The organism is Halomonas sp. A40-4 (assembly GCF_015767635.1).
Classification (GTDB): Bacteria; Pseudomonadota; Gammaproteobacteria; order Pseudomonadales; family Halomonadaceae; genus Vreelandella; species Vreelandella janggokensis.
The window spans coordinates 3444498-3464137 of the sequence record NZ_CP065230.1; the positions used below are offsets into that span (position 1 = coordinate 3444498).

Annotated in this window: 16 protein-coding genes; 10 read left to right on the forward strand and 6 right to left on the reverse strand. The window is 59.6% G+C overall.

Features of this window, described 5'->3' with window-relative positions:
* Positions 1–16: 16 nt before the first annotated feature.
* Positions 17–1762 carry an IlvD/Edd family dehydratase gene (locus tag IT895_RS16095; RefSeq protein ID WP_199285511.1) on the reverse strand — a complete coding sequence of 582 codons (1746 nt, stop codon included), beginning with the start codon at positions 1760–1762 and terminating at the stop codon, positions 17–19.
* Between the two features lie 202 nt (positions 1763–1964).
* Between IT895_RS16095 and IT895_RS16100 the strand changes: the two genes are divergently transcribed.
* The 5 genes from IT895_RS16100 to IT895_RS16120 all read left to right on the forward strand — a co-directional run bounded on the left by IT895_RS16100 (position 1965) and on the right by IT895_RS16120 (position 7589).
* Positions 1965–2984, forward strand: a complete 1020-nt coding sequence (locus IT895_RS16100) for a TRAP transporter substrate-binding protein (RefSeq protein WP_085919966.1) — start codon at positions 1965–1967, stop codon at positions 2982–2984.
* Between the two features lie 74 nt (positions 2985–3058).
* Positions 3059–3667, forward strand: a complete 609-nt coding sequence (locus tag IT895_RS16105; protein WP_199284042.1) for a TRAP transporter small permease subunit — start codon at positions 3059–3061, stop codon at positions 3665–3667.
* A complete protein-coding gene (locus IT895_RS16110; RefSeq protein ID WP_085919968.1) occupies positions 3667–4968 on the forward strand; it encodes a TRAP transporter large permease in 1302 nt (433 codons plus the stop codon). The genes IT895_RS16105 and IT895_RS16110 overlap by 1 nt, the downstream gene beginning before the upstream one ends.
* A 28-nt stretch (positions 4969–4996) precedes the next feature.
* Positions 4997–5983 (forward strand): AraD1 family protein, encoded by a 987-nt coding sequence (araD1, locus tag IT895_RS16115; RefSeq protein WP_199284043.1) that lies wholly within the window; start codon positions 4997–4999, stop codon positions 5981–5983.
* Between the two features lie 31 nt (positions 5984–6014).
* On the forward strand, positions 6015–7589 hold the full coding sequence (locus IT895_RS16120; protein WP_085919970.1) for an aldehyde dehydrogenase (NADP(+)): 1575 nt from the start codon (positions 6015–6017) through the stop codon (positions 7587–7589).
* A gap of 19 nt (positions 7590–7608) precedes the next feature.
* Here the strand turns inward: IT895_RS16120 and IT895_RS16125 are convergent, their stop codons facing one another.
* The 4 genes from IT895_RS16125 to IT895_RS16140 are packed head-to-tail and all read right to left on the reverse strand — an operon-like array spanning position 7609 to position 12166.
* Positions 7609–8535: a Gfo/Idh/MocA family protein gene (locus tag IT895_RS16125; RefSeq protein WP_085919971.1), complete on the reverse strand. Its 927-nt coding sequence runs from the start codon at positions 8533–8535 to the stop codon at positions 7609–7611.
* Positions 8536–8582: 47 nt separating this feature from the next.
* Positions 8583–9353, reverse strand: a complete 771-nt coding sequence (locus IT895_RS16130) for a FadR/GntR family transcriptional regulator (protein WP_085919972.1) — start codon at positions 9351–9353, stop codon at positions 8583–8585.
* 31 nt (positions 9354–9384) lie between these two features.
* Positions 9385–10326, reverse strand: coding sequence for a DMT family transporter (locus IT895_RS16135; protein WP_085919973.1), 942 nt, complete (start codon positions 10324–10326; stop codon positions 9385–9387).
* A 37-nt stretch (positions 10327–10363) separates the two neighbouring features.
* The gene (locus IT895_RS16140; protein WP_199284044.1) at positions 10364–12166 is read right to left on the reverse strand and encodes an IlvD/Edd family dehydratase; all 1803 of its coding nucleotides are present in this window, start codon (positions 12164–12166) and stop codon (positions 10364–10366) included.
* A gap of 248 nt (positions 12167–12414) precedes the next feature.
* On the opposite strand from IT895_RS16140, the gene IT895_RS16145 reads away from it, so the two are divergent.
* From IT895_RS16145 to IT895_RS16165, 5 genes are all read left to right on the forward strand, one after another.
* Positions 12415–13491, forward strand: coding sequence for a TRAP transporter substrate-binding protein (locus IT895_RS16145; RefSeq protein WP_199284045.1), 1077 nt, complete (start codon positions 12415–12417; stop codon positions 13489–13491).
* 83 nt (positions 13492–13574) lie between these two features.
* Complete coding sequence (locus tag IT895_RS16150; protein ID WP_199284046.1) at positions 13575–14168, forward strand: TRAP transporter small permease; 594 nt, start codon at positions 13575–13577, stop codon at positions 14166–14168.
* A gap of 3 nt (positions 14169–14171) precedes the next feature.
* Entirely contained in the window at positions 14172–15455 is a 1284-nt protein-coding gene (locus tag IT895_RS16155) for a TRAP transporter large permease (RefSeq protein ID WP_085919977.1), read from the forward strand.
* Between the two features lie 26 nt (positions 15456–15481).
* Positions 15482–16642, forward strand: coding sequence for a fumarylacetoacetate hydrolase family protein (locus tag IT895_RS16160; RefSeq protein ID WP_085919978.1), 1161 nt, complete (start codon positions 15482–15484; stop codon positions 16640–16642).
* 27 nt (positions 16643–16669) lie between these two features.
* Entirely contained in the window at positions 16670–18097 is a 1428-nt protein-coding gene (locus IT895_RS16165; protein WP_442786524.1) for an FAD-binding oxidoreductase, read from the forward strand.
* A 44-nt stretch (positions 18098–18141) separates the two neighbouring features.
* Here IT895_RS16165 and IT895_RS16170 read toward each other — a convergent pair whose 3' ends face one another.
* The gene (locus IT895_RS16170; RefSeq protein WP_233337286.1) at positions 18142–19629 is read right to left on the reverse strand and encodes an aldehyde dehydrogenase family protein; all 1488 of its coding nucleotides are present in this window, start codon (positions 19627–19629) and stop codon (positions 18142–18144) included.
* Between the last annotated feature and the right edge of the window lie 11 nt (positions 19630–19640).

The window sequence follows — 19640 nt, forward strand, 5'->3', positions numbered from 1 at the left end:
AGACATACCCACTCGGTCAATGCGAGTGGCGCGGCACATCAGAACCCCGGCAACCGACCAGGAAGTCGAAGTCACAGCCTTCGTCCGCCTGAAGCACTCGTTCGATGTACAGTTGCCGGTAGCCACCCTGGCTGGCGATCAGCGTCGAGGCCGCCGTAGGGTCGCTTTCGGCCAGGCGTGAGGCCAGCTCTTCGTCGCTGATGTCCAGGTGCAGTCGGCCGCTGTGACAGTCGAGCTCGATCCAGTCGCCGTTGCGCACCGCGGCCAGCGGGCCGCCCGCGGCGGCTTCCGGGGCAACGTGCAGCACCACGGTACCGTAGGCGGTGCCGCTCATGCGGGCGTCGGAAATCCGCACCATGTCGGTCACGCCCTGGGCGAGGATCTTGGGTGGCAGGCCCATATTGCCCACCTCGGCCATGCCGTGATAACCCCGGGGGCCGCAGTGCTTCATGACCAGAATGTCGTTGGCTTCCACGTCCAGGTCCGGGTCGTTGATGCGCGCCTTGTAGTCGTCGAAGTCTTCGAAGACCACCGCGCGGCCGCGGTGCTGCATGAGTTCGGCTTTCGCCGCCGAGGGCTTGAGCACCGCGCCGTTGGGCGCGAGATTGCCGCGTACCACGCAGATGCCGCCATCCGCGGTGAGCGGGTTGTCCAGCGGCCGGATCACCTCGTCGTTGTACAGCGGGGCGTCCCGAACATTTTCCCACAGGGTCTTGCCGTTGACGGTCAAGGCGTCCTTGAAGGGCAGCCGGTCGGCTTCGCCCAGGCGCCTGAGCACCGCGGGTAGGCCGCCGGCGTAGTAGAACTCTTCCATCAGAAAGCGCCCCGAGGGCTGCAGATCCACTACGGTGGGGGTGCCACGCCCGACTCGGCTCCAGTCGTCCAGGGTGAGGTCAACACCGATGCGCCCGGCAATCGCCTTGAGGTGAATCACCGCGTTGGTGGAGCCGCCGATGGCGGCGTTGGTGCGAATGGCGTTATCGAAGGCTTCCTTGGTGAGGATCTTGGAGAGCTTGAGGTCTTCGTCGACCATCTCGACAATCCGGTTACCGGAGAGGTGGGCCAGCACGTAGCGGCGGGAGTCCACCGCCGGGATGGCGGCGTTGTGGGGGAGCGAAACGCCCAGCGATTCCGACATGCAGGCCATGGTGGAGGCGGTGCCCATGGTGTTGCAGGTCCCCGCGGAGCGGGACATGCCGGCTTCGGCGGCCATGAAGTCGTGCATCGAGATCTCACCCGCCTTGACCTGCTCGGAGAGCTGCCAGACCACGGTGCCGGAGCCGATATCCTTGCCCTTGTGCTTGCCGTTGAGCATTGGCCCGCCGGTGACCACGATGGTGGGGATATCGCAGCTCGCCGCCCCCATCAACAGCGCCGGGGTGGTCTTGTCGCAGCCCACCAGCAGCACCACGCCGTCCATGGGGTTGCCGCGAATGGCTTCTTCCACGTCCATGCTGGCCAGATTGCGGGTGAACATGGCCGTGGGGCGCAGGTTGGATTCGCCGTTGGAGAACACCGGAAACTCGACCGGGTAGCCGCCCGCTTCCAGGATGCCCTGCTTGACGTGCTCCGCCAGCTTGCGGAAGTGAGCGTTGCAGGGTGTCAGCTCCGACCAGGTGTTGCAGATGCCGATAATTGGCTTGCCCTGAAACTCATGGTCAGGAATGCCCTGATTTTTCATCCAGCTGCGGTACATGAAGCCGTTCTTGTCGGCGGTGCCGAACCACTCTGCGCTACGCAGCGGACGTTGACGTTTGACCATGAGGTTAACTCCTTGTTTTGAATCAGTGACGGCTGAAGACCTGAGAACGTCTGCGCCGAATGTGCAAAACACTAAACTACCCACCCACACTGGTCGACCATACAAAAGTATATGTTGAACAATTACTCTTAATGTTCAACATTACCCTCGCAGGAATTATCAAATAGTCGCTTCACAACAACAAAGGTGAGGAATTCTAGCCATGCTCAAAACGAAATACAGCTCGCTACTGACCGGTTCAGTGCTCCTGCTGGGCCTCTCGGCGGCTCAGGCAGCCGAATACGAATGGAAGTTTCAGGCATCCGAAACCTCGGGCGAGCCCAGCTTCAAGATCAAACAGGAATGGGCCGACAAGATCACGACAATGACCGACGGTCGGGTTGAGATCGAGGTAATGCCGATCAACTCCGTGGTGGGTCCCACCGAGACACTGACCGCGGTTAGTTCGGGTATCCTTCAGGGCCATATGACCGACCCCAGCTACTTCTCCGGCCAGGATCCCGCTTTCGGCATGCTCGGCAACCTTGTCGGCGCCTGGCAGAACCCCTACGACTTCCTGGAGTATATGAAGTACGGCGGCGGTGAAGAACTCTACAACGAACTGGTCGAGCCCTATGGTAGCCACCTGATAGCCGCCGCTACCTTTCCGTTAGAGTCGGTGCCCTCCACTGTCCCCATTGAATCGATTGAGGATTTTGAGGGCCTCAAGATCCGCGCACCGCAAGGCATGGTGTACAACATCTTTGAGCGCATCGGTGCCACGCCGGTCAACTTACCGGGCTCCGAGGTGTATACCGGGCTGGAGAAAGGCGTGATCGACGCCGCAGACTCCACGGTACTCTCGAATAACGACGCCATGGGCCTGCACGCTTTCGCCCCTTACCCGCTGTATCCAGGCTTTCACTCCATGCCGATGATCGCCGTATCGATCAATAAGGATATCTGGGATGGCCTGCCCGAGGACCTTCAGACGACCTTGCAGACGGCCTTTGATGGTATGGCCTATGACCTGATTGCCCGCCTCAAGGAGCAAGATATCGAGACGCTGCAACGGCTTCAGGAAGACCCTGAGGTTCACCCCTTCAACCTGCCGGAAGAAGAGCGTCAGAAATTCCGTAACGCGGCTGAGCAGGAGTGGCAAGAGTGGGCCGGCGAGAATGAAATGACCCAAAAGATCTATGACTCCGCCACCGCCTTTTTGCGCTCGCGCAATCTGCTTTAACTCAGTCTCATCTCACTAACCATCGCATCGCTCGGGGAATTCATCGACCCGAGCGATGTTCGTAGAGTCGCGCCATGTCTCAAAAAACACCTGACAATCAATACCGCTCTCCTCCCACTCATGATCTTCCCGAGATCCTCGAAACGGAGGAGGTCCCCCCCGAACGTAACGCGCTTGACCGCCTGATCGTACGTGGTGGCAGGGCGGTTTCCTGGCTGGTGCTTGTGGCGATGGGCATTAGCGTCGTGGAAGTTTTCATGCGCTACGGTTTTAACAATCCCACCTCCTGGGTACACGAAACCGTGGTATTTCTGATTGCCGTTATTTTCGTGCTTGGCGGCCCGGCGGCCATGGCGCGCAATAGCCATATTCGCGTCAAGGTGCTCTACGACAGCGCCGGCCCAACGCTGAAGTGCTGGATGGATCGCTTTAACGACCTGCTGACGCTGATTTTTTGCATGTCGATGAGCTACGCCGCTTTTTACATGTTCTGGGGCGCGACGCATAACCCGCTGGGCGAATGGTCGCTGGAGCGCTCAGGCACCTCCTGGAATCCGCCTTTTCCTGCCATGGTCAAGGGCATGATTTTTTTTGCTCTGACACTGATGACGCTGCAGGCCTTGCTGCACCTATGGCAATCGCTTAAAGCGAAACCCCATACTGGTACCGGGGAGACGCGCTGATGGATATTTCAACCGCAACAATCCTCATGGTGGGTGCTATTTTCGCGCTGCTGGTTACCGGTTTGCCGTTGGCATTCATTACCGGTTTGGTGGCCATGGCCTTTACCTTTGGCTGGTTCGGCGAGGCGGCGCTGCCACTGGTCACCAGCCGCGTCTATGGGTTTATCACCGAATATTCGCTGGTAGCGGTGCCCATGTTCGTGTTGATGGCGTCACTCTTGGATCGATCTGGCATCGCCAAGGACCTGTTCAACGCCATGCGCGTTTTTGCCGGCCGTCTGCCAGGCGGCGTCGCGGTGCAGACCATTGTGGTGGCATTCTTCCTGGCTGCCCTTTCGGGCATTATCGGCGGGGAGATCGTCCTGCTGGGGATTCTGGCACTGCCGCAAATGCTCCGCCTGGGCTACGACAAGCGCCTCTCCATTGGCGTGGTGTGTGCCGGTGGCGCCCTGGGCACCATGATGCCGCCCTCTATCGTGCTGATTATCTATGGCCTGATCGCCAGTGTATCGATTGCCGACCTGTTCGCTGCTGCCGTTACCCCCGCTATCATCCTGATGGGCTCCTATATCGCCTATGTGCTGGTGCGCTGCCTGAGAAATCCCGCGCTGGGTCCGCCATTGGATAAGGACACCCAGGACAACCCTTTCGCCAGCAAACTGGACGCCGTCAAAGCCATTCTGCTTCCAGGGCTGATTGCCTTTCTCGTGCTGGGCACTATCTACGGCGGCATCGCCTCGGTCACCGAGGCAGCGGCCATGGGTGTCTTCGGCGTACTGCTCGCCACCATCGTGCGCGGCGAGTTCACCCCCAGCATGCTGCACCATAGCCTGGGCCAAACCATGAACACCTGCGGCATGATCATCTGGATCGGCATCGGCGCCGCCGCCCTGGTGGGCGTCTACAATCTGATGGGCGGCAACCGCTTTGTGTCGAGCCTGATCCTGGGGCTCGACGTCGCGCCGATTGTGATCATTCTGGTAATGATGGCCATCATGCTGGTACTCGGGCTATTTCTCGACTGGATCGGGATCGCCATGCTGGCCCTGCCGATCTTTCTGCCCATCGTCACTCAACTGGGGTTCGACCCGATCTGGTTCGGTATTCTGTTCGCCGTCAATATGCAGGTGTCGTTCCTGTCACCGCCCTTCGGGCCCGCCGCCTTCTATCTTAAAAGCGTGGCACCGCCGGATATCAGCCTGAAGGATATCTACCTGTCTGTACTACCCTTTATGGCCATTCAGCTGTGCATACTCGCGGCGCTATTGATGTGGCCGCAACTGGCCATTTGGCCACTATGATAACCGCCACCTGCATGAGGAGAACGCCATGCGAATAATTCAGTGTGAACACCAGGGCCAGGTTCGCGCCGCGCTGGTCGAGAGCGAAGAGCAAGTCAGACTGCTCGACGGCGATACCTACACCCTGGCCAACCGGGCGATTAGTGCCGGCAAGCCGCTCAGCGAAATGGTGACGGGAGCGCTCACCGATATCCGCCTTGATTACCAGGCGCTGGTCGACGATAAGCGCCTGATGCCACCGCTGACGCACACCGACCCGGCGCACTGCCTGGTGACCGGCACTGGCCTTACTCATCTGGGCAGTGCCGATACCCGCTCGGCGATGCACGCAAAAGCTCAAGCGGCTGAAGAGGATATGACCGATTCCATGCGCATGTTCAAGCTGGGCGTGGAAGGTGGCAAACCCGGTGCTGGTAAGCCGGGCGCGCAGCCGGAGTGGTTCTACAAGGGCGACGGCCAGTGCGTGGTGGCCCCGGAAGCAGCGATCCCCTCCCCCGCCTTTGCTGAAGATGCCGGCGAGGAGCCCGAACTGGCAGGGCTTTACGTGATTGGCAACGATGGTCAACCCTGGCGAGTCGGCTATGCTTTGGGTAACGAGTTCTCAGACCACGTCACCGAGCGCTTCAACTACCTGTGGCTGGCTCATTCCAAGCTACGCGCCTGCAGCTTTGGGCCCGAGCTATTGATCGGTGAGTTGCCAGCGCACTTAGAGGGCACCAGCCGTATCCAGCGCAATGGCGAAACGGTGTGGGAGAAACCCTTTCTTACCGGCGAGGCCAACATGGCACACAGCCTGGCTAACCTGGAATATCACCATTTTAAATACCCGGGATTCCGCCGACCCGGCGATGTCCATGTGCACTTTTTCGGCACCGCAACACTCAGCTTCGCCGACGGCATCAAGGTGCGCGAAGGCGATTGCTTTGAGATCAACATCCATGAATTTGGCCGCACCCTGCGCAACCCGCTAAGGGTTGAAGCAGACGCACCGTCCATCAGCGTGAAACCGCTTTAACACCTGATTTTTTACACCAACAGGAGGCTGTATGACTCTGGAAGGCAAACTACTTATTGGCCAGCAGGCCATCAGCGGTAAACAGGCGGACATTCAAGCCGTCAATCCCGCCACCGGCAAGGCCCTGGACCCCGTCTACCCCGGCGGTAGCAAAGCGGAAGTCGAGCAAGCGTGTGAACTTGCCGAAGCGGCTTACGCCACTTACCGCGAAACCTCGCTTGAAGACCGAGCCGTGTTCCTCGAAACCATCGCCAGCGAGATCGAGGCAATCGGCGAAGCACTGACCGAGCGTGGCGTCGCCGAAACCGGCCTCCCCGAGGCGCGTCTGCAGGGCGAACGTGGCCGCACATGTGGCCAGCTACGCTTGTTCGCCAACGTGGTACGGGCCGGCGAATGGCTCGATGTGCGCATTGATCCCGCACTGCCCGACCGCGAACCGATGCCGCGCGTCGACCTGCGCCAGCGGCATATCGGCCTGGGCCCGGTCGCGGTATTTGGCGCCAGCAACTTCCCGCTGGCCTTTAGTGTGGCCGGTGGCGATACCGCGTCGGCGCTGGCCGCAGGCTGCCCGGTGGTGGTCAAGGGTCACTCCGCCCACCCCGGCACCTCAGAGTTGGTCGGCCGTGCCATTCAACGCGCCGTTGCCAAGTGCAACCTGCCTGAAGGCGTCTTTTCACTGCTGTTTGGTTCGGGCAAAGAGATTGGTCAAGCGCTGGTCGCCGACCCGCGCATTCAGGCGGTGGGCTTCACCGGTTCACGCAGTGGCGGTACGGCACTAATGGCCACTGCCCAGGCGCGTCCTCAGCCGATCCCGGTCTACGCCGAGATGAGTTCCATCAACCCGGTGTTCCTGCTACCGGAAGCGCTCAAGGCACGCGCCAACGCCATCGCCGAAGGCTTCGTCGGCTCCCTCAACATGGGCGCCGGTCAGTTCTGCACCAACCCTGGCTTGGTAATCGGGGTGAAGGGTGCCGACCTGGATGCCTTCATCGATACCGCTGGCGAAGGTGTCAAAGGGAGTGCCGCCCAGACCATGCTCACACCGGGCGTTCATGGTGCCTACAACGATGGCATCGGCGCCCTGGCTAATCACCCCAACGTTCGCAACGTCGCCCGGGGTCAGGCCGGCGAAGGCCCGAATGCTTGCCAAAGCGGACTGTTTGTCGCTAGTGCGACCGACTTCCTGGCAGATGAGACTTTGCAAGCCGAAGTATTCGGCGCCAGCTCGCTGGTCATTGAATGCGCCAACGTCGACGAAATGCAGCGGGTCGCTTCCCAGGTCGAAGGACAGCTCACCATTACGCTACAGATGGATGACGGCGACCTGGCGACCGCCAAGCAACTGCTGCCAACCCTGGAGCGCAAGGCAGGCCGGATCCTGGCCAACGGCTGGCCAACCGGTGTAGAAGTGTGCCATGCCATGGTGCACGGCGGGCCTTATCCGGCGACATCGGACTCCCGCACCACCTCGGTGGGCAGCGCGGCGATTTTCCGCTTCCTTCGCCCGGTGTGCTACCAGGCGTTGCCGGAAGGGTTACTGCCCGAGGCGCTCCGTGACGGCAACCCCTATGGCGTATCTCGTCTGGTCGATGGCAAGCGCGAATAAACAAGCGCGACTTGAGACCTTACTCAATAAAGGCGTCGGTGGTTTCACGATGACCGTATAAAAATGCATCGGCGACCTGGCGCAGCGGGGCAACATCCACCTCGCTGCGTTTTTTTGTGATCAATTCGCCAAAACGCGCGTAGAGGCCTTGATATTCGCGCTCTTCAGCGTCGATGAGAACGTCGTCGTCAATCACTAGACGGCAGCCGCCCTGGGTAAGGCTCAGGCGGCTTCCATCACTGTCGATATGCATATCCCAGGTGGGCGGGCCGGGTTGACGAAAGTCAAAATCAGCCTCAATCAGCGCGCCTTCTGGATCGGTGAAGGAGAGCTCCGCTGCAATGGGGGTTTGCGCGTTACTGGGTACCTGCAACCGTGCTTTTTGCAGGAAAAATGGCTGCGGCAAAATAGCGGTGGCAATCGAAAGCGCGTTAATACCCGGATCAAATACGCCCATGCCACCGACCTCCCAGATCCACGCCTGGCCTGGGTGCCATACCCGAACATCTTCCTTCCATTCGATCTCCACTCGCTGCACCTGACGCTCACTCAACCACTTCCGGGCCTGGGCCACACCGGGAGCAAACCGCGAATGCCAGGCGGCAAACAGGCTAACGCCCTGCCTGGAAGCGGTGGCAATCAAGTCCTCCACTTCGCTTAGCGTTGCCCCTGGCGGCTTTTCCAGCAGCACGTGCTTGCCGCGCAAGAGCGCCGCCCGCGCCTGGGAGTAGCGCAAGTGGGTTGGTGTGCAGATCGCGACGGCGTCGATATCCGGATGAGCATCAAGCATCGCTTCCAGACCTTGATAGCCAGGTAAATCCGGCAATGAAGTATAAGGATCCGCCGTGGCGACAAGATGGCAGTTCGGGGTGGCGGCTATCGCCGGCAGGTGCTGGTCGCGGACGATCTTGCCCACGCCAACCAGGCCAAGGGTAAAGTCAGACATACGCTTACCTCAATTGAAAACGTTCACTCTAGAGAAGCGATCGGGAGTCAGTGTGCGGTATGGAGCAGCTCGACAGTGCGTCCTAATGAGCTGGCGCTATGTTCAAGACCCAGCGCTTCCGCGGTACCCGCCAATACGGCTTGGGAAGCTAAAAAAGCCTCACGGGGTCGGCGCAACCGAATGCTCTCCATGAGATGTCGATGGCGTTCCAGACTCTCTTCAGGGTCGGAGGCACTCTCGTTGGACATGGATATCAGCATATAGATGGAGGGGCGCAGAATATGGGATAGCTGTGCCCAGACGATATTGTGGGTCGCCTTGAAGATCGCTTCGTGGAAAGCAATATCGCATTCGCTATGCAGTCGTCGCTCTTCTTCGCAAGTCGCATTGCGCAGGTTCTGCCCCAGGCCCTCAAAGGCTTCCTCGATGGCGACCAGATCCCGTGCCTTGGCACGCTTGGCGGCGGTCATTGCCACATAGGGTTCAACGTCCAGTCGAAAGGCGAGGATTTCGCGCTGAATATCCGGGTTGGGGGCGGCGTAGCGGGTTAACCAGTCGGTCACCTGGGCGTCGAGAATGTGCCACTCCGAGTATTCACGCACCTTGGAGCCATGGCCGGAAATACGCTCAATAATGCCAGCATCCACCAACTGACGCAGGTCGCTACGCACCGCTGAGCGATTGATCGCGAAGCGCTCGCATAGGTCCAGTTCACGGGGTACAAAATCGCCCGGATGATAATGCCCTCCGAAAATCTCCTCGGCGAGATGCTCGGCGATACTGGGGCGAGCGGTGGGTTTCCTTAAAGATGAAGTCAATGCGGTAGGCCCCTGTTTCAATTCCTGTCAATCATAACGTATTTGACCGGTCGACTGTCACCGAAAGGGCATCAAGCCCCGCCCGTTGTCTCAGTTCCAGCCGCCGTTCATAAAGGCCTTTAGCGCTCAGTGTGCCCAGTACCAGGACACCGCCAACCATGGCCATCGGCGCTGGCTGTTCGGCCAGAATCCACCAGGCCAGCAGCGTGCCTATCACTACTTCCAGAAGTAACAGCAAACCGACTTCAGCGGACGGGAGATACAGCGGCCCACGCTGCAACAGCGTCACCCCGCAAGGCACAATTATCAGACAGAGCAGGATCACCACGGCTAGCTGGTTGGCGGCTGGCAGGGCCGGTTCGCTCCCCGCCAGCCAAAACAGGCCGGCGACACTACCTACAACAATACCGTTGAACACCAGCATGGGGCTCATATCCACCCCCGGACGCGTCCGGCAGAGGGTGAAGTTGATCGCCAGGGTTGTCGCCGCCATCAAGGCGAAAGCATTACCCAACCAAGAGCCAGCGCCCGCGTCATCGAGGGCGATCATCGCAATACCCAGCATGCAAATAAAAATTGCCAGCCAGGTACGTCTGGGCAGACGCTCCTTGAGGATAATCCAGGAGAGTACGGCCGCAATTAACGGTGAACTGGCCAATATCATCAGTACGTTGCCCGCTTTCGTGTACTGGTTGCCCAGCACGAAACCGCAGGTGGTCAGGCTGAACAGCAGCGCAACCGCGATGCCCGTCCAGCCACAGCGCCGGTACGCTGCCAGGGTGCCTCGCCCGTAGCGCATCAGGGCGATCAGCAGAAACCCCAACCCTGAAAGAAAGCCACGCCACATCAAAATTTCTGCATCGGGGAGGTCGGCCACTTTGATCAGCAGGGCGTCCGGCGCCATGATGATTGCGCCACCCGCGGTCAACAGCAGGCCCTGCTGGCGATGCGACAAAGTACTAAAATGGCTCATTCTGGTGCTTGTCCTTTTCGTGTCCGTGACCGCCCCTTTAATGGTTATCCCTGGGCGGATGCTGGCGGGCGACATCGCGATACTTGCTTGCGGTCTCCAGCGTCATACCGCGATCCAGCGGTTCCACCATGCTGCGCTGAATTTCTTGCCAGGGCGTCTGGTGGCCCGGATAGCGATAGCCCCCCTGCTGGGCCAAGCGCTCTCGGCGTGCGTCCAGTTCACTGGCATCAATCAACAGCTGCACCTCACCGCGCTTGAGATCGACCCGCAGCTGGTCGCCACTTTCCAGCAGCGCCAAGCCCCCGCCGGTAGCGGCTTCCGGGGAGGCATTGAGAATCGACGGCGAACCGGAAGTGCCCGACTGGCGGCCATCGCCCAGGCACGGCAACGATTCGATGCCCTGTTTAATCAGCGCTTCCGGCGGCTGCATATTGACCACTTCGGCACCACCGGGGTGGCCGACGGGGCCTGCGCCGCGCATCACCAGAATGGTGCGCGCGTCGATGTTGAGCGCCGGGTCATCAATTCGAGCGTGATAATCCTCGGAGCCATCGAATACCACCACCTTGCCTTCAAAGGCATCGGGGTCGTTGGGGTCATTCAGGAAGCGTTCGCGAAAATCCCGGGAGATCACGCTGGTCTTCATCAGCGCCGAGTCGAACAGGTTGCCCTTGAGGTTGAGGAAGCCCGCGTGCTCGACCAGCGGGTCGGCATAGCGACAGATTACATCGGCATCCCGGGTTTCGCGGCCTTCCAGATTATCGCCAATAGAGCGGCCATTGACCGTCAGCGCGTCGCCGTGCAGCTTACCGGCGGTATGTAACTCATGGAGGATCGCCGGAACGCCCCCCGCGCGGTGGAATTCTTCACACAGGAAGGCACCTGCCGGCATGACATTGGCCAACAGCGGAATCTCATGGCCCAGCCGCTGCCAATCATCATTATCCAACTCAATGCCCGCATGACGGGCAATGGCATTAATGTGCACCGGCGCATTTGAAGAACCGCCCAACGCCGAACACGCCACAATGGCATTTTCGAACGCTTCCCGGGTCAGGATATCCAGTGGCCTGACATCTTCCCATACCATATCGACGATCCGCGTACCGGTATCATAAGACACCATGGCGCGCTCCTTGTAGGGCGCGGGTATCACCGCCGACCCTGGCAGGCTCATTCCCAGCACTTCAGCCATGGAGTTCATGGTGGAGGCGGTGCCCATGGTATTGCAGTGACCAATAGAAGGCGCCGAGTCGCTGGCCCGGGAAAGAAACTCGGCGTAGTCGATATCCCCCGCCGCCAGGCGCTTGCGTAGCTCCCATATAATCGTGCCCGAACCGACCCGCTCGGCACCGCGCCAGCCATTCAGCATCGGCCCGCCGGACAGCACAATGGCCGGAATATTCACCGTTGCAGCGGCCATCAATGCCGCCGGGGTGGTTTTATCGCAGCCGGTCGTCAGTACCACACCGTCTAGCGGGTAGCCATGCAACACCTCCACGATACCTAAGTAGGCGAGATTTCGATCCAGCGCCGCGGTGGGCCGGCGGACATTTTCGTGGATAGGATGCATGGGGAACTCGAACGGCACTCCCCCTGCCGCGCGAATACCGTCTTTGACCCGTTTTACCAGCTCGATATGATGGCGATTGCATGGGGTCAAATCGGACCCCGACTGACAAATACCAATAATCGGCTTACCGCTGGTCAGTTCATCCAGCGTAATGCCGTAATTAAGGTAGCGCTCGATGCACAACGCCGTTGTGCCGGGGTGGTCAGGGTTGTCGAACCAGTAACGTGACCGCAATTGCTCAGGAGTTATGCGTTGAAAATTGGCCATGGTATCGCTCCACGCCTAGAGTGAATATTGAAAGTTAGTAAGCAAGGTACGCTTTCTTCGCTTTCAGGTCGACACATACAAAAGTATATGTTGAACATACAATAAAAACGTTAGACATTAGCCTAGGGATTGCGGTGCTTGCCATATAAGGCAGCGCCGCTGACACACAACTACAACAGACGCCACGCTGCAGTTCGCTTGCAAGATATCCTCAGTGAAGTGGCCTGCGGCACGCCAGGAGAGTGACAATGCATTATCTATGGAAACGCACCCTGTTAATGACCGGTGCCACACTGCTCAGCTCAGGCATGGCTTACGCACAAACGCCTGATCTTTCCGACCCGCCCGAGATTGATGGCGAAAAGGTGGGTGACCACGGCAGCGTTACCTTACGCATGGGGCTTGGCTTGGCCGAAAGCTCTCCCCAGTACATCTCCAGCGAGTACTTCGCCGATATTCTTGAACAGCGTAGCGACGGTCGAATAAAAGTTAATGTCTTCCCCAACAGCCAGCTCGGTGATGACGTGCAGATGATGGAAATGCTGCAGACCGGTACGCTGGATATGACCTACCCCTCTTCATCACCTGCAACGAGCTACGTCGAGGAACTGGCCGTATTTGACCTGCCCTTCTTGCTGCCTACCCGGGAAGCAGCTGTTGCGGCGATGCGCAGCGAAGCCGCCCAGGAGATGCTTGATGCCTTTGACGGCACCGGCATCAAAGCCCTCGCCTTCTCTGAAAATGGTTTCCGCCAGCTATCCAATAGTGCCCGGGAAGTCTCCTCGCCAGAGGATGTCGCAGGCCTGGACGTTCGCGGCTTGGCAATTCGCACCATGGAAAATCCGGTACACCTGGATATCTGGGAAGCGCTGGGCGCCAACCCCACGCCCATGGCCTTCGGTGAGCTGTTCTCGGCCATGGAACAGGGCGTTGTTGACGGCCAGGAAAACCCCTGGAGCACTATTCTGACCTCCAACTTCTACGAGGTTCAGGAATTCGGTTCAGAAACCCGCCACGTCTACACACCTTTTATCAAGATGATTTCCGAACGCACTTGGGACGATTTAGATCCTGAGTACCAAGCGCTTATTCAAGAAGCCGCGCTGAAAGCAGCCGATTATGAAATCCAGCTTTCCGCCGAGTACGACGACTGGTCGCGTAATCAGCTTGAAGAACGCGGCATGAAGATCACCCGTCTGGATGACGAGCAAATTGCCGCTTTCCAGGAAGCGGTACAGCCCGTTTATGAAGAGTGGGCCCCCCGCATCGGCGAAGACCTGGTTGAGGAATTCCAGCAGATCGCCGAATCGTCCATGACGGAATAAGCGTCGCGTTACTGTCGCTCTGTCAGCCAAGACAAGGGGCGTATGCCCCTTGTCTTGCCGTTACTCGCCTCTGCGGAGAGCTTATGGACTTCCCCGATACGCAAATTCCAGATACGGCGGCCTTTCTCGACGACCCCCAGCGCCAGCCGTTGGAAATCGACCCCGAGCAGCGCCAGGGTCCCGCCTTGTTTCGCTGGCTGACGCTGGCCATGGAGCACGTGATTGCGGCATTGCTATTAGCGTTAATCGTCTCGGTATCGGTCAATGTGGTGGGTCGCGCCGTGTTCAACAATTCCGTGCCCTGGGCCGATGAGCTGGCCCGTATGCTGTTCATCTGGCTGATTTTTATCGGCGCGGCGGCGGCCTTTGCGCGCTTTGAACACATCGCCGTGGATATTCTGGTGCGTCGGCTACAGCCCCGCGCCGCCCATATGCTGTATCTACTCCAGCACACCATTATCACTGTATTGATGGGTGTCATCATCTGGGGGGGCTATCTAGTGATGTCACGCGCATCCGGGCAAACGGCCATCCTTAATGTGCCCTGGAATCTCGTTAATGTCTCATTCGTGCTTTGCGCATGCTTTATTGGTTCAGTGTCAATTTGGCGCGCCTGGAAGAGCATTCAACAAATACGTTCCCCCAACGCAACGCCGAACGCCGGTGGAGGCAGCTAAACCATGCTATGGATTTTTCTCGGCATCCTGTTTGTTTCGTTAGCTTTGGGCCTGCCGATTGCATTTGGCTTGGGCATTGCCGCCGTGGTCATGGCGGTACTCTCTGATATACCGCTCTCGATCCTGATCGAGCAGTCGATTCGTGGCGTAAACAGCTTTCCCCTGCTGGCCATTCCGTTCTTTATCATGGTCGGTGAAGTCATGAGCAACGGCGGCATTGCCCGTCGTCTCATGGAACTGGCCGGTGCCCTGGTGGGTTTCGTGCGCGGCGGCCTGGGTCAGGTGGCGATTACCGGCTCGATGTTCTTCGGTGGGATTAGTGGCTCAGCCGTTGCCGATACCGCCGCCACCGGGGCGATGATGATCCCCTCCATGACCAAGCAAGGGTACACAGCGCCACAGGCCACCGCCATCAACACCGTCTCGTCAGTCATCGGCATTATCATTCCACCCTCTATTCCGCTGATCCTGTTTGGCATTGTTACCGAGACGTCGATCAGCCGCCTGTTCATCGCTGGCATTGTGCCAGGGATATTGATCGGTTTCGGGCTCATGGCGACCACCTTCATCATGGCCACCATCGGACGTGCCGGGCAGACCCGTAAATTCCGTTTGGATGTTTTATGGCAAGCCTTCAAAGCCGCATGGCTGGCGCTGGTACTGCCCGTGCTCGTCATCGGCGGCATCATCGGCGGTATTTTCACCGCCACTGAGGCGGCTGTTGCCGCGCTGCTTTACTCGCTGTTCATATCGCTGGTGGTCTACCGCGAATTCAAGATTACGGCGCTCTGGGGCATGCTGATCCGCACTGCCCGCTTGACCGGTATGGTCTTGCTATTGCTGGCCTTCGCCACCGTCATTGCCTGGTTTTTAACCATCAACATGGTGCCACAGACGCTGGTCACCCAGGTGCAGGCGATCACCCAGGACCCCTTCCTGCTGTTATTGATCGTTGCCGGCTTGCTGCTGCTGGTGGGGTTTGTCATGGATCTGACCCCCGCGATGGTCATAATGGCGCCGATGCTCACCCCCATTGTCGAGTCCGTTGGCATCGACCCGGTGTACTTCGGCGTACTGATGGCATTTATCCTCGGCATCGGCCTTTTGACACCACCGGTGGGCACCTGCCTTTACGTCGGTTGCGGTGTCGGCAAGGTTTCCATGGAGCAGCTCGTCAAGGCCATGCTGCCCTACTACGCCACACTGCTGGTGGTGCTGGTCATCCTGATCGCTTTTCCCGGCATTGTGACCTGGTTGCCTGACCTCACCGCCGTTAGCGGTAACTGATAACTGAGACTCTATATGGATAAGGCATGCAAACGATGATAAGTCCCCACGAACTACTGCCGGCTGACCTGGATAACGCCTTATTAGTTGGCCGCGTATGGCAGGAAGGTCCACGCCCTGGGCCCGCACTGGTCGCGGTGCGTGATTACCAGGTCATCGATATTACCCCGCTGGGCCCGACCATGGCCGACCTGTTGGAACGTGACGACGTACTGGACGTCGTGCGTAAAGCAGAAGGGCCGAGTCTGGGTACCCTTGATACGCTACTCACCAACTCTCAGCTGTCTTCGCCGCAAGCGCCTTATCTGCTCGCCCCCTGCGACGTACAGGCCGTCAAGGCGTGCGGCGTGACCTTTGCTGTCAGCCTGCTGGAGCGGGTGATTGAGGAGCAGGCGGGCGGCGATTCGGCCAGGGCGGCCGAGTTGCGCAGCGACTTACAGGCACTCATAGGCAAGGACCTTTCCAAGATCAAGCCAGGTTCCGAGGAGGCGATGTCGCTTAAAAAAGCGCTCCAGGCACGTGGCGGCTGGTCGCAATACATGGAAGTCGGCATCGGACCCGATGCTGAGGTGTTTACCAAAGCGCAGCCGCTGTCCTCGGTTGGCTTTGGCACGACAGTGGGCCTGCACCCGGCCTCGCAGTGGAATAACCCCGAGCCGGAAATTGTCCTGGCCGTGGATAGCCGCGGCCAGGTGCGCGGCGCCACCCTGGGTAACGACGTCAATCTGCGTGACGTGGAAGGGCGCAGTGCCCTGCTGCTCGGCAAGGCAAAAGATAATAACGCCTCCTGCTCATTGGGCCCGTTTATTCGCCTGTTTGACGACCACTTTGATATCGACAGCGTGCGCAACTGCCAGGTATCGCTGCGTATCGAGGGTGAGGACGACGACTTCCTGCTCCAGGGCGAGAGCGATATGCGCGAAATCAGCCGCGACCCGCTGGACCTGGTCAACCAGACCATCGGCGACCATCACCAATACCCCGATGGCTTCATGCTGTTTCTGGGCACCATGTTCTCGCCGATTCAGGACCGTGACGGTGAAGGTCAGGGCTTTACCCATCACCTTGGCGACCGTGTCACCATCGCCACCCCGGCCCTGGGCGCCCTGGTCAACCCGGTGGGCAGAAGCGATCAGTTGCCGCCCTGGACCTATGGCATTCGCGAACTGATGCGCCATCTGGCCTAAAAGCCACCATTATCAAAGAGTTAACAGATGGCAATGACGAACGACGACTTTCTTGACCAACTCAGCACTCTTCTGGGCGAAAGCGGTGTATTACGTGACCCCAACGACATAGCGCGCTATGTCAGCGATTGGGCGGGCGATACGCTCGGCACGCCGCTTGCCGTTGCCCGCCCGGCGAATACCGAGCAAGTCGCCGAGGTGGTCAGGCGTTGCTATGAACACGACATTGCGATGACGCCCCAGGGTGGCCACAGCGGCCTGGTAGCCGGGGCACTACCTGCCGCAAATGGCCAGGAACTGGTCATCAGCCTGGAGCGTTTGAATAGCGTGCGCGCCATTGACCCGGTCAACTTCACCATCACCGTAGACGCAGGCTGCATTCTTGAGAACGTCAAACTTGCTGCCGCAGAACATGACTGCGACTTCCCGCTCTCACTGGGCGCCCAAGGCAGCTGTCAGATTGGTGGCAATATCGCCACCAATGCCGGCGGGCTTAACGTGCTGCGCTACGGCATGATGCGCGAGCTGGTGCTCGGGCTTGAAGTGGCACTCCCCGACGGCCGCGTCTGGGAAGGCCTTGACGCCCTACATAAGGACAACCGCGGTTACGACCTTCAACAGCTGTTTCTGGGCAGCGAGGGCACGCTGGGTATCGTCACCGGCGCGGTGCTTAAACTCTCCCCACGCCTTACCCAGAACCGCACCGCGCTGCTCGGTCTGCCATCGGTACAGGCGGTGATCGATCTGTACGGTCTAGCGCGTCGCGACTGTTGCGACCTGCTGACCGCCTTCGAGCTGATCCCCCGCCGCTGCATCGAGTTGGCCATCGAAGCAACGCCTGAGCTGCGCGACCCGCTGGAAAGCGCCTATCCCTGGTATGTGTTGATGGAAGTCGCCGCCACAGGCCCGATAGACCTGAGCGCTATGCTTGAACAGCTGCTTGAAAAAGGCATGGAGCGGGAGTGGGTACTTGATGGCGCCCTGGCATCTAGCGATACCCAATCCGCCCAGCTCTGGCAGTTCCGCGAGAGCATGCTGGAAGGCCAGCGACGGCGCGGTGAGCACCTGCGCACCGATATTTCCGTGCCCATCTCGGCACTTCCCGACTTCGTTACCCAGGCGAGCGAAACAGTGATGGCCGCTTCGCCCGAGTGCGAGATCATTGCCTACGGGCATGTCGGCGACGGCAACCTGCACTTCAATATCCTGCCGCCCATGGCCATGGCCGACAGTGAGAAAAAAGCCCACCTCCACGACCTTGAAGAACGACTGTTTGACGTGCTCGACGACTTCCATGGCAGCATCAGCGCCGAACACGGCATTGGCCGTACCAAGCAAGCGCCCTATCTGGCGCGCTTATCGCCACTTGAGCGGGAGTTGGTCCAGGGCGTTAAAACTTTGTTCGACCCCAAGGGATTGATGAACCCAGGCAGGATTTTGCCGGCAGATGACTAGCAAGCGGCCCGCCTGACATTGTCAGCGGGCGCTTTAGGTAAGAGCTAGGCAGGCCCCACCACATGCTTCACTTCCAGGTACGCACTGAGCCCCCAGGGGCCGAGTTCGCGGCCGATGCCGCTGCGCTTGAAGCCGCCCCAGCCGGTCTCGGGGAGTACCAGTTGCTCGCTGTTGTACCAGATGCTGCCGGCTTTGAGCTGTCGGCCAATGCGTTTGGCGCGCTCGGGGTCGCCGCTGATGACGGTGGCCGCCAGGCCGTAGTCGCTGTCGTTGGCGAGTTGGATGGCTTCAGCTTCGCTGGCGACACTTCGTGCACAGAGCACCGGGCCAAAAATTTCTTCTTTCCACAGGCGGCTGTCCACCGGCACATCGCGGTAGAGCGTAGGCGCCAGGAAGTAGCCTTTTTCTGGCAGCGTGCGGTGTTTCACATCGCGCACTGCCTTCAGGCCTTCCTGTTCAGCCAGGTCCAGATAGCCCTGGACCGCGTCGCGCTGCCTGGCGCTGGTCATCGGGCCTAAGTCGGTGCCTTCCGCCAGCGGGTCGCCCAATGTCAGCGCATCCATCCGTTCGGCAAGGGCGGCGTAGAGCGCTTCCGCTATATCTTTGTGCACCAATAAACGCGAGGTCGCGGAACAGATTTGCCCGGCGTTGAAGTAGATGCCTGCCATCACCCAATCAGCGGCCTGAGCGGGGTCAGCGTCTTCCATCACCAGAACGGGGGATTTACCCCCCAGCTCCAGCGATACGTTGGCGGAGCGACTGGCCGCGGCTTTCATGACGGCTTCACCGACACGATTGCTGCCCGTAAAGGAAATTTTGTCCACATCGGGATGGTGGGTCAGCGGCGCGCCAATGCCTTCGCCGTCGCCGTTGAGAATATTCAGCACGCCCGTGGGCAGACCGATTTCCAGAGCAATTTCTGCCTGCACCCGCTCGGGGAGCGGCGTCACTTCCGAGGGTTTGAGCACGGCGGTACAGCCCGCGGCCAAAGCGGGGGCCAGCTTCCAGGCGCTGGTCACCAGTGGGAAGTTCCACGGGGCAATCAGCCCTACCACGCCGACAGGGTCGTGGTAGCAGCGGGCTTCAACACCCTCCATTTCCACGCTGACCAACTCGCCCTGGCGGGCATCCAGCGCCCTGGCCTGCCCGGCGTAGTAGCGATAGCAGGCAATCGCATCGTCAAGATCAATGCCCGCTTCCGCCAGCGGTTTACCGTTGTTGGTCGCTGAAAGCGTGAGGATCGAACCCCGGCGGGGTTCCAGCGCGTCGGCGAACTTTTCCAGGAACGCCGCCCGTGCGGCACCGCCGAGCGCCTGCCATCCGGGCTGCGCCTGCTGGGCGGCGTTGACGGCGGCATCGACATCCGCCGTATCCCCAGCGGTCACCTGGGCAATGCGTTCTTCGCGGTAAGGGTTCATCACGTCGAGCAGACGGGTACCCTGGGAGACGACCCATTGGTTGTTGATGAACTGGTGATCAAGAATCTGGCTATCTGGCAGCGAAGCGTGTTCCGCGCTTGAAAACGTAGACACCGGGTGACTCC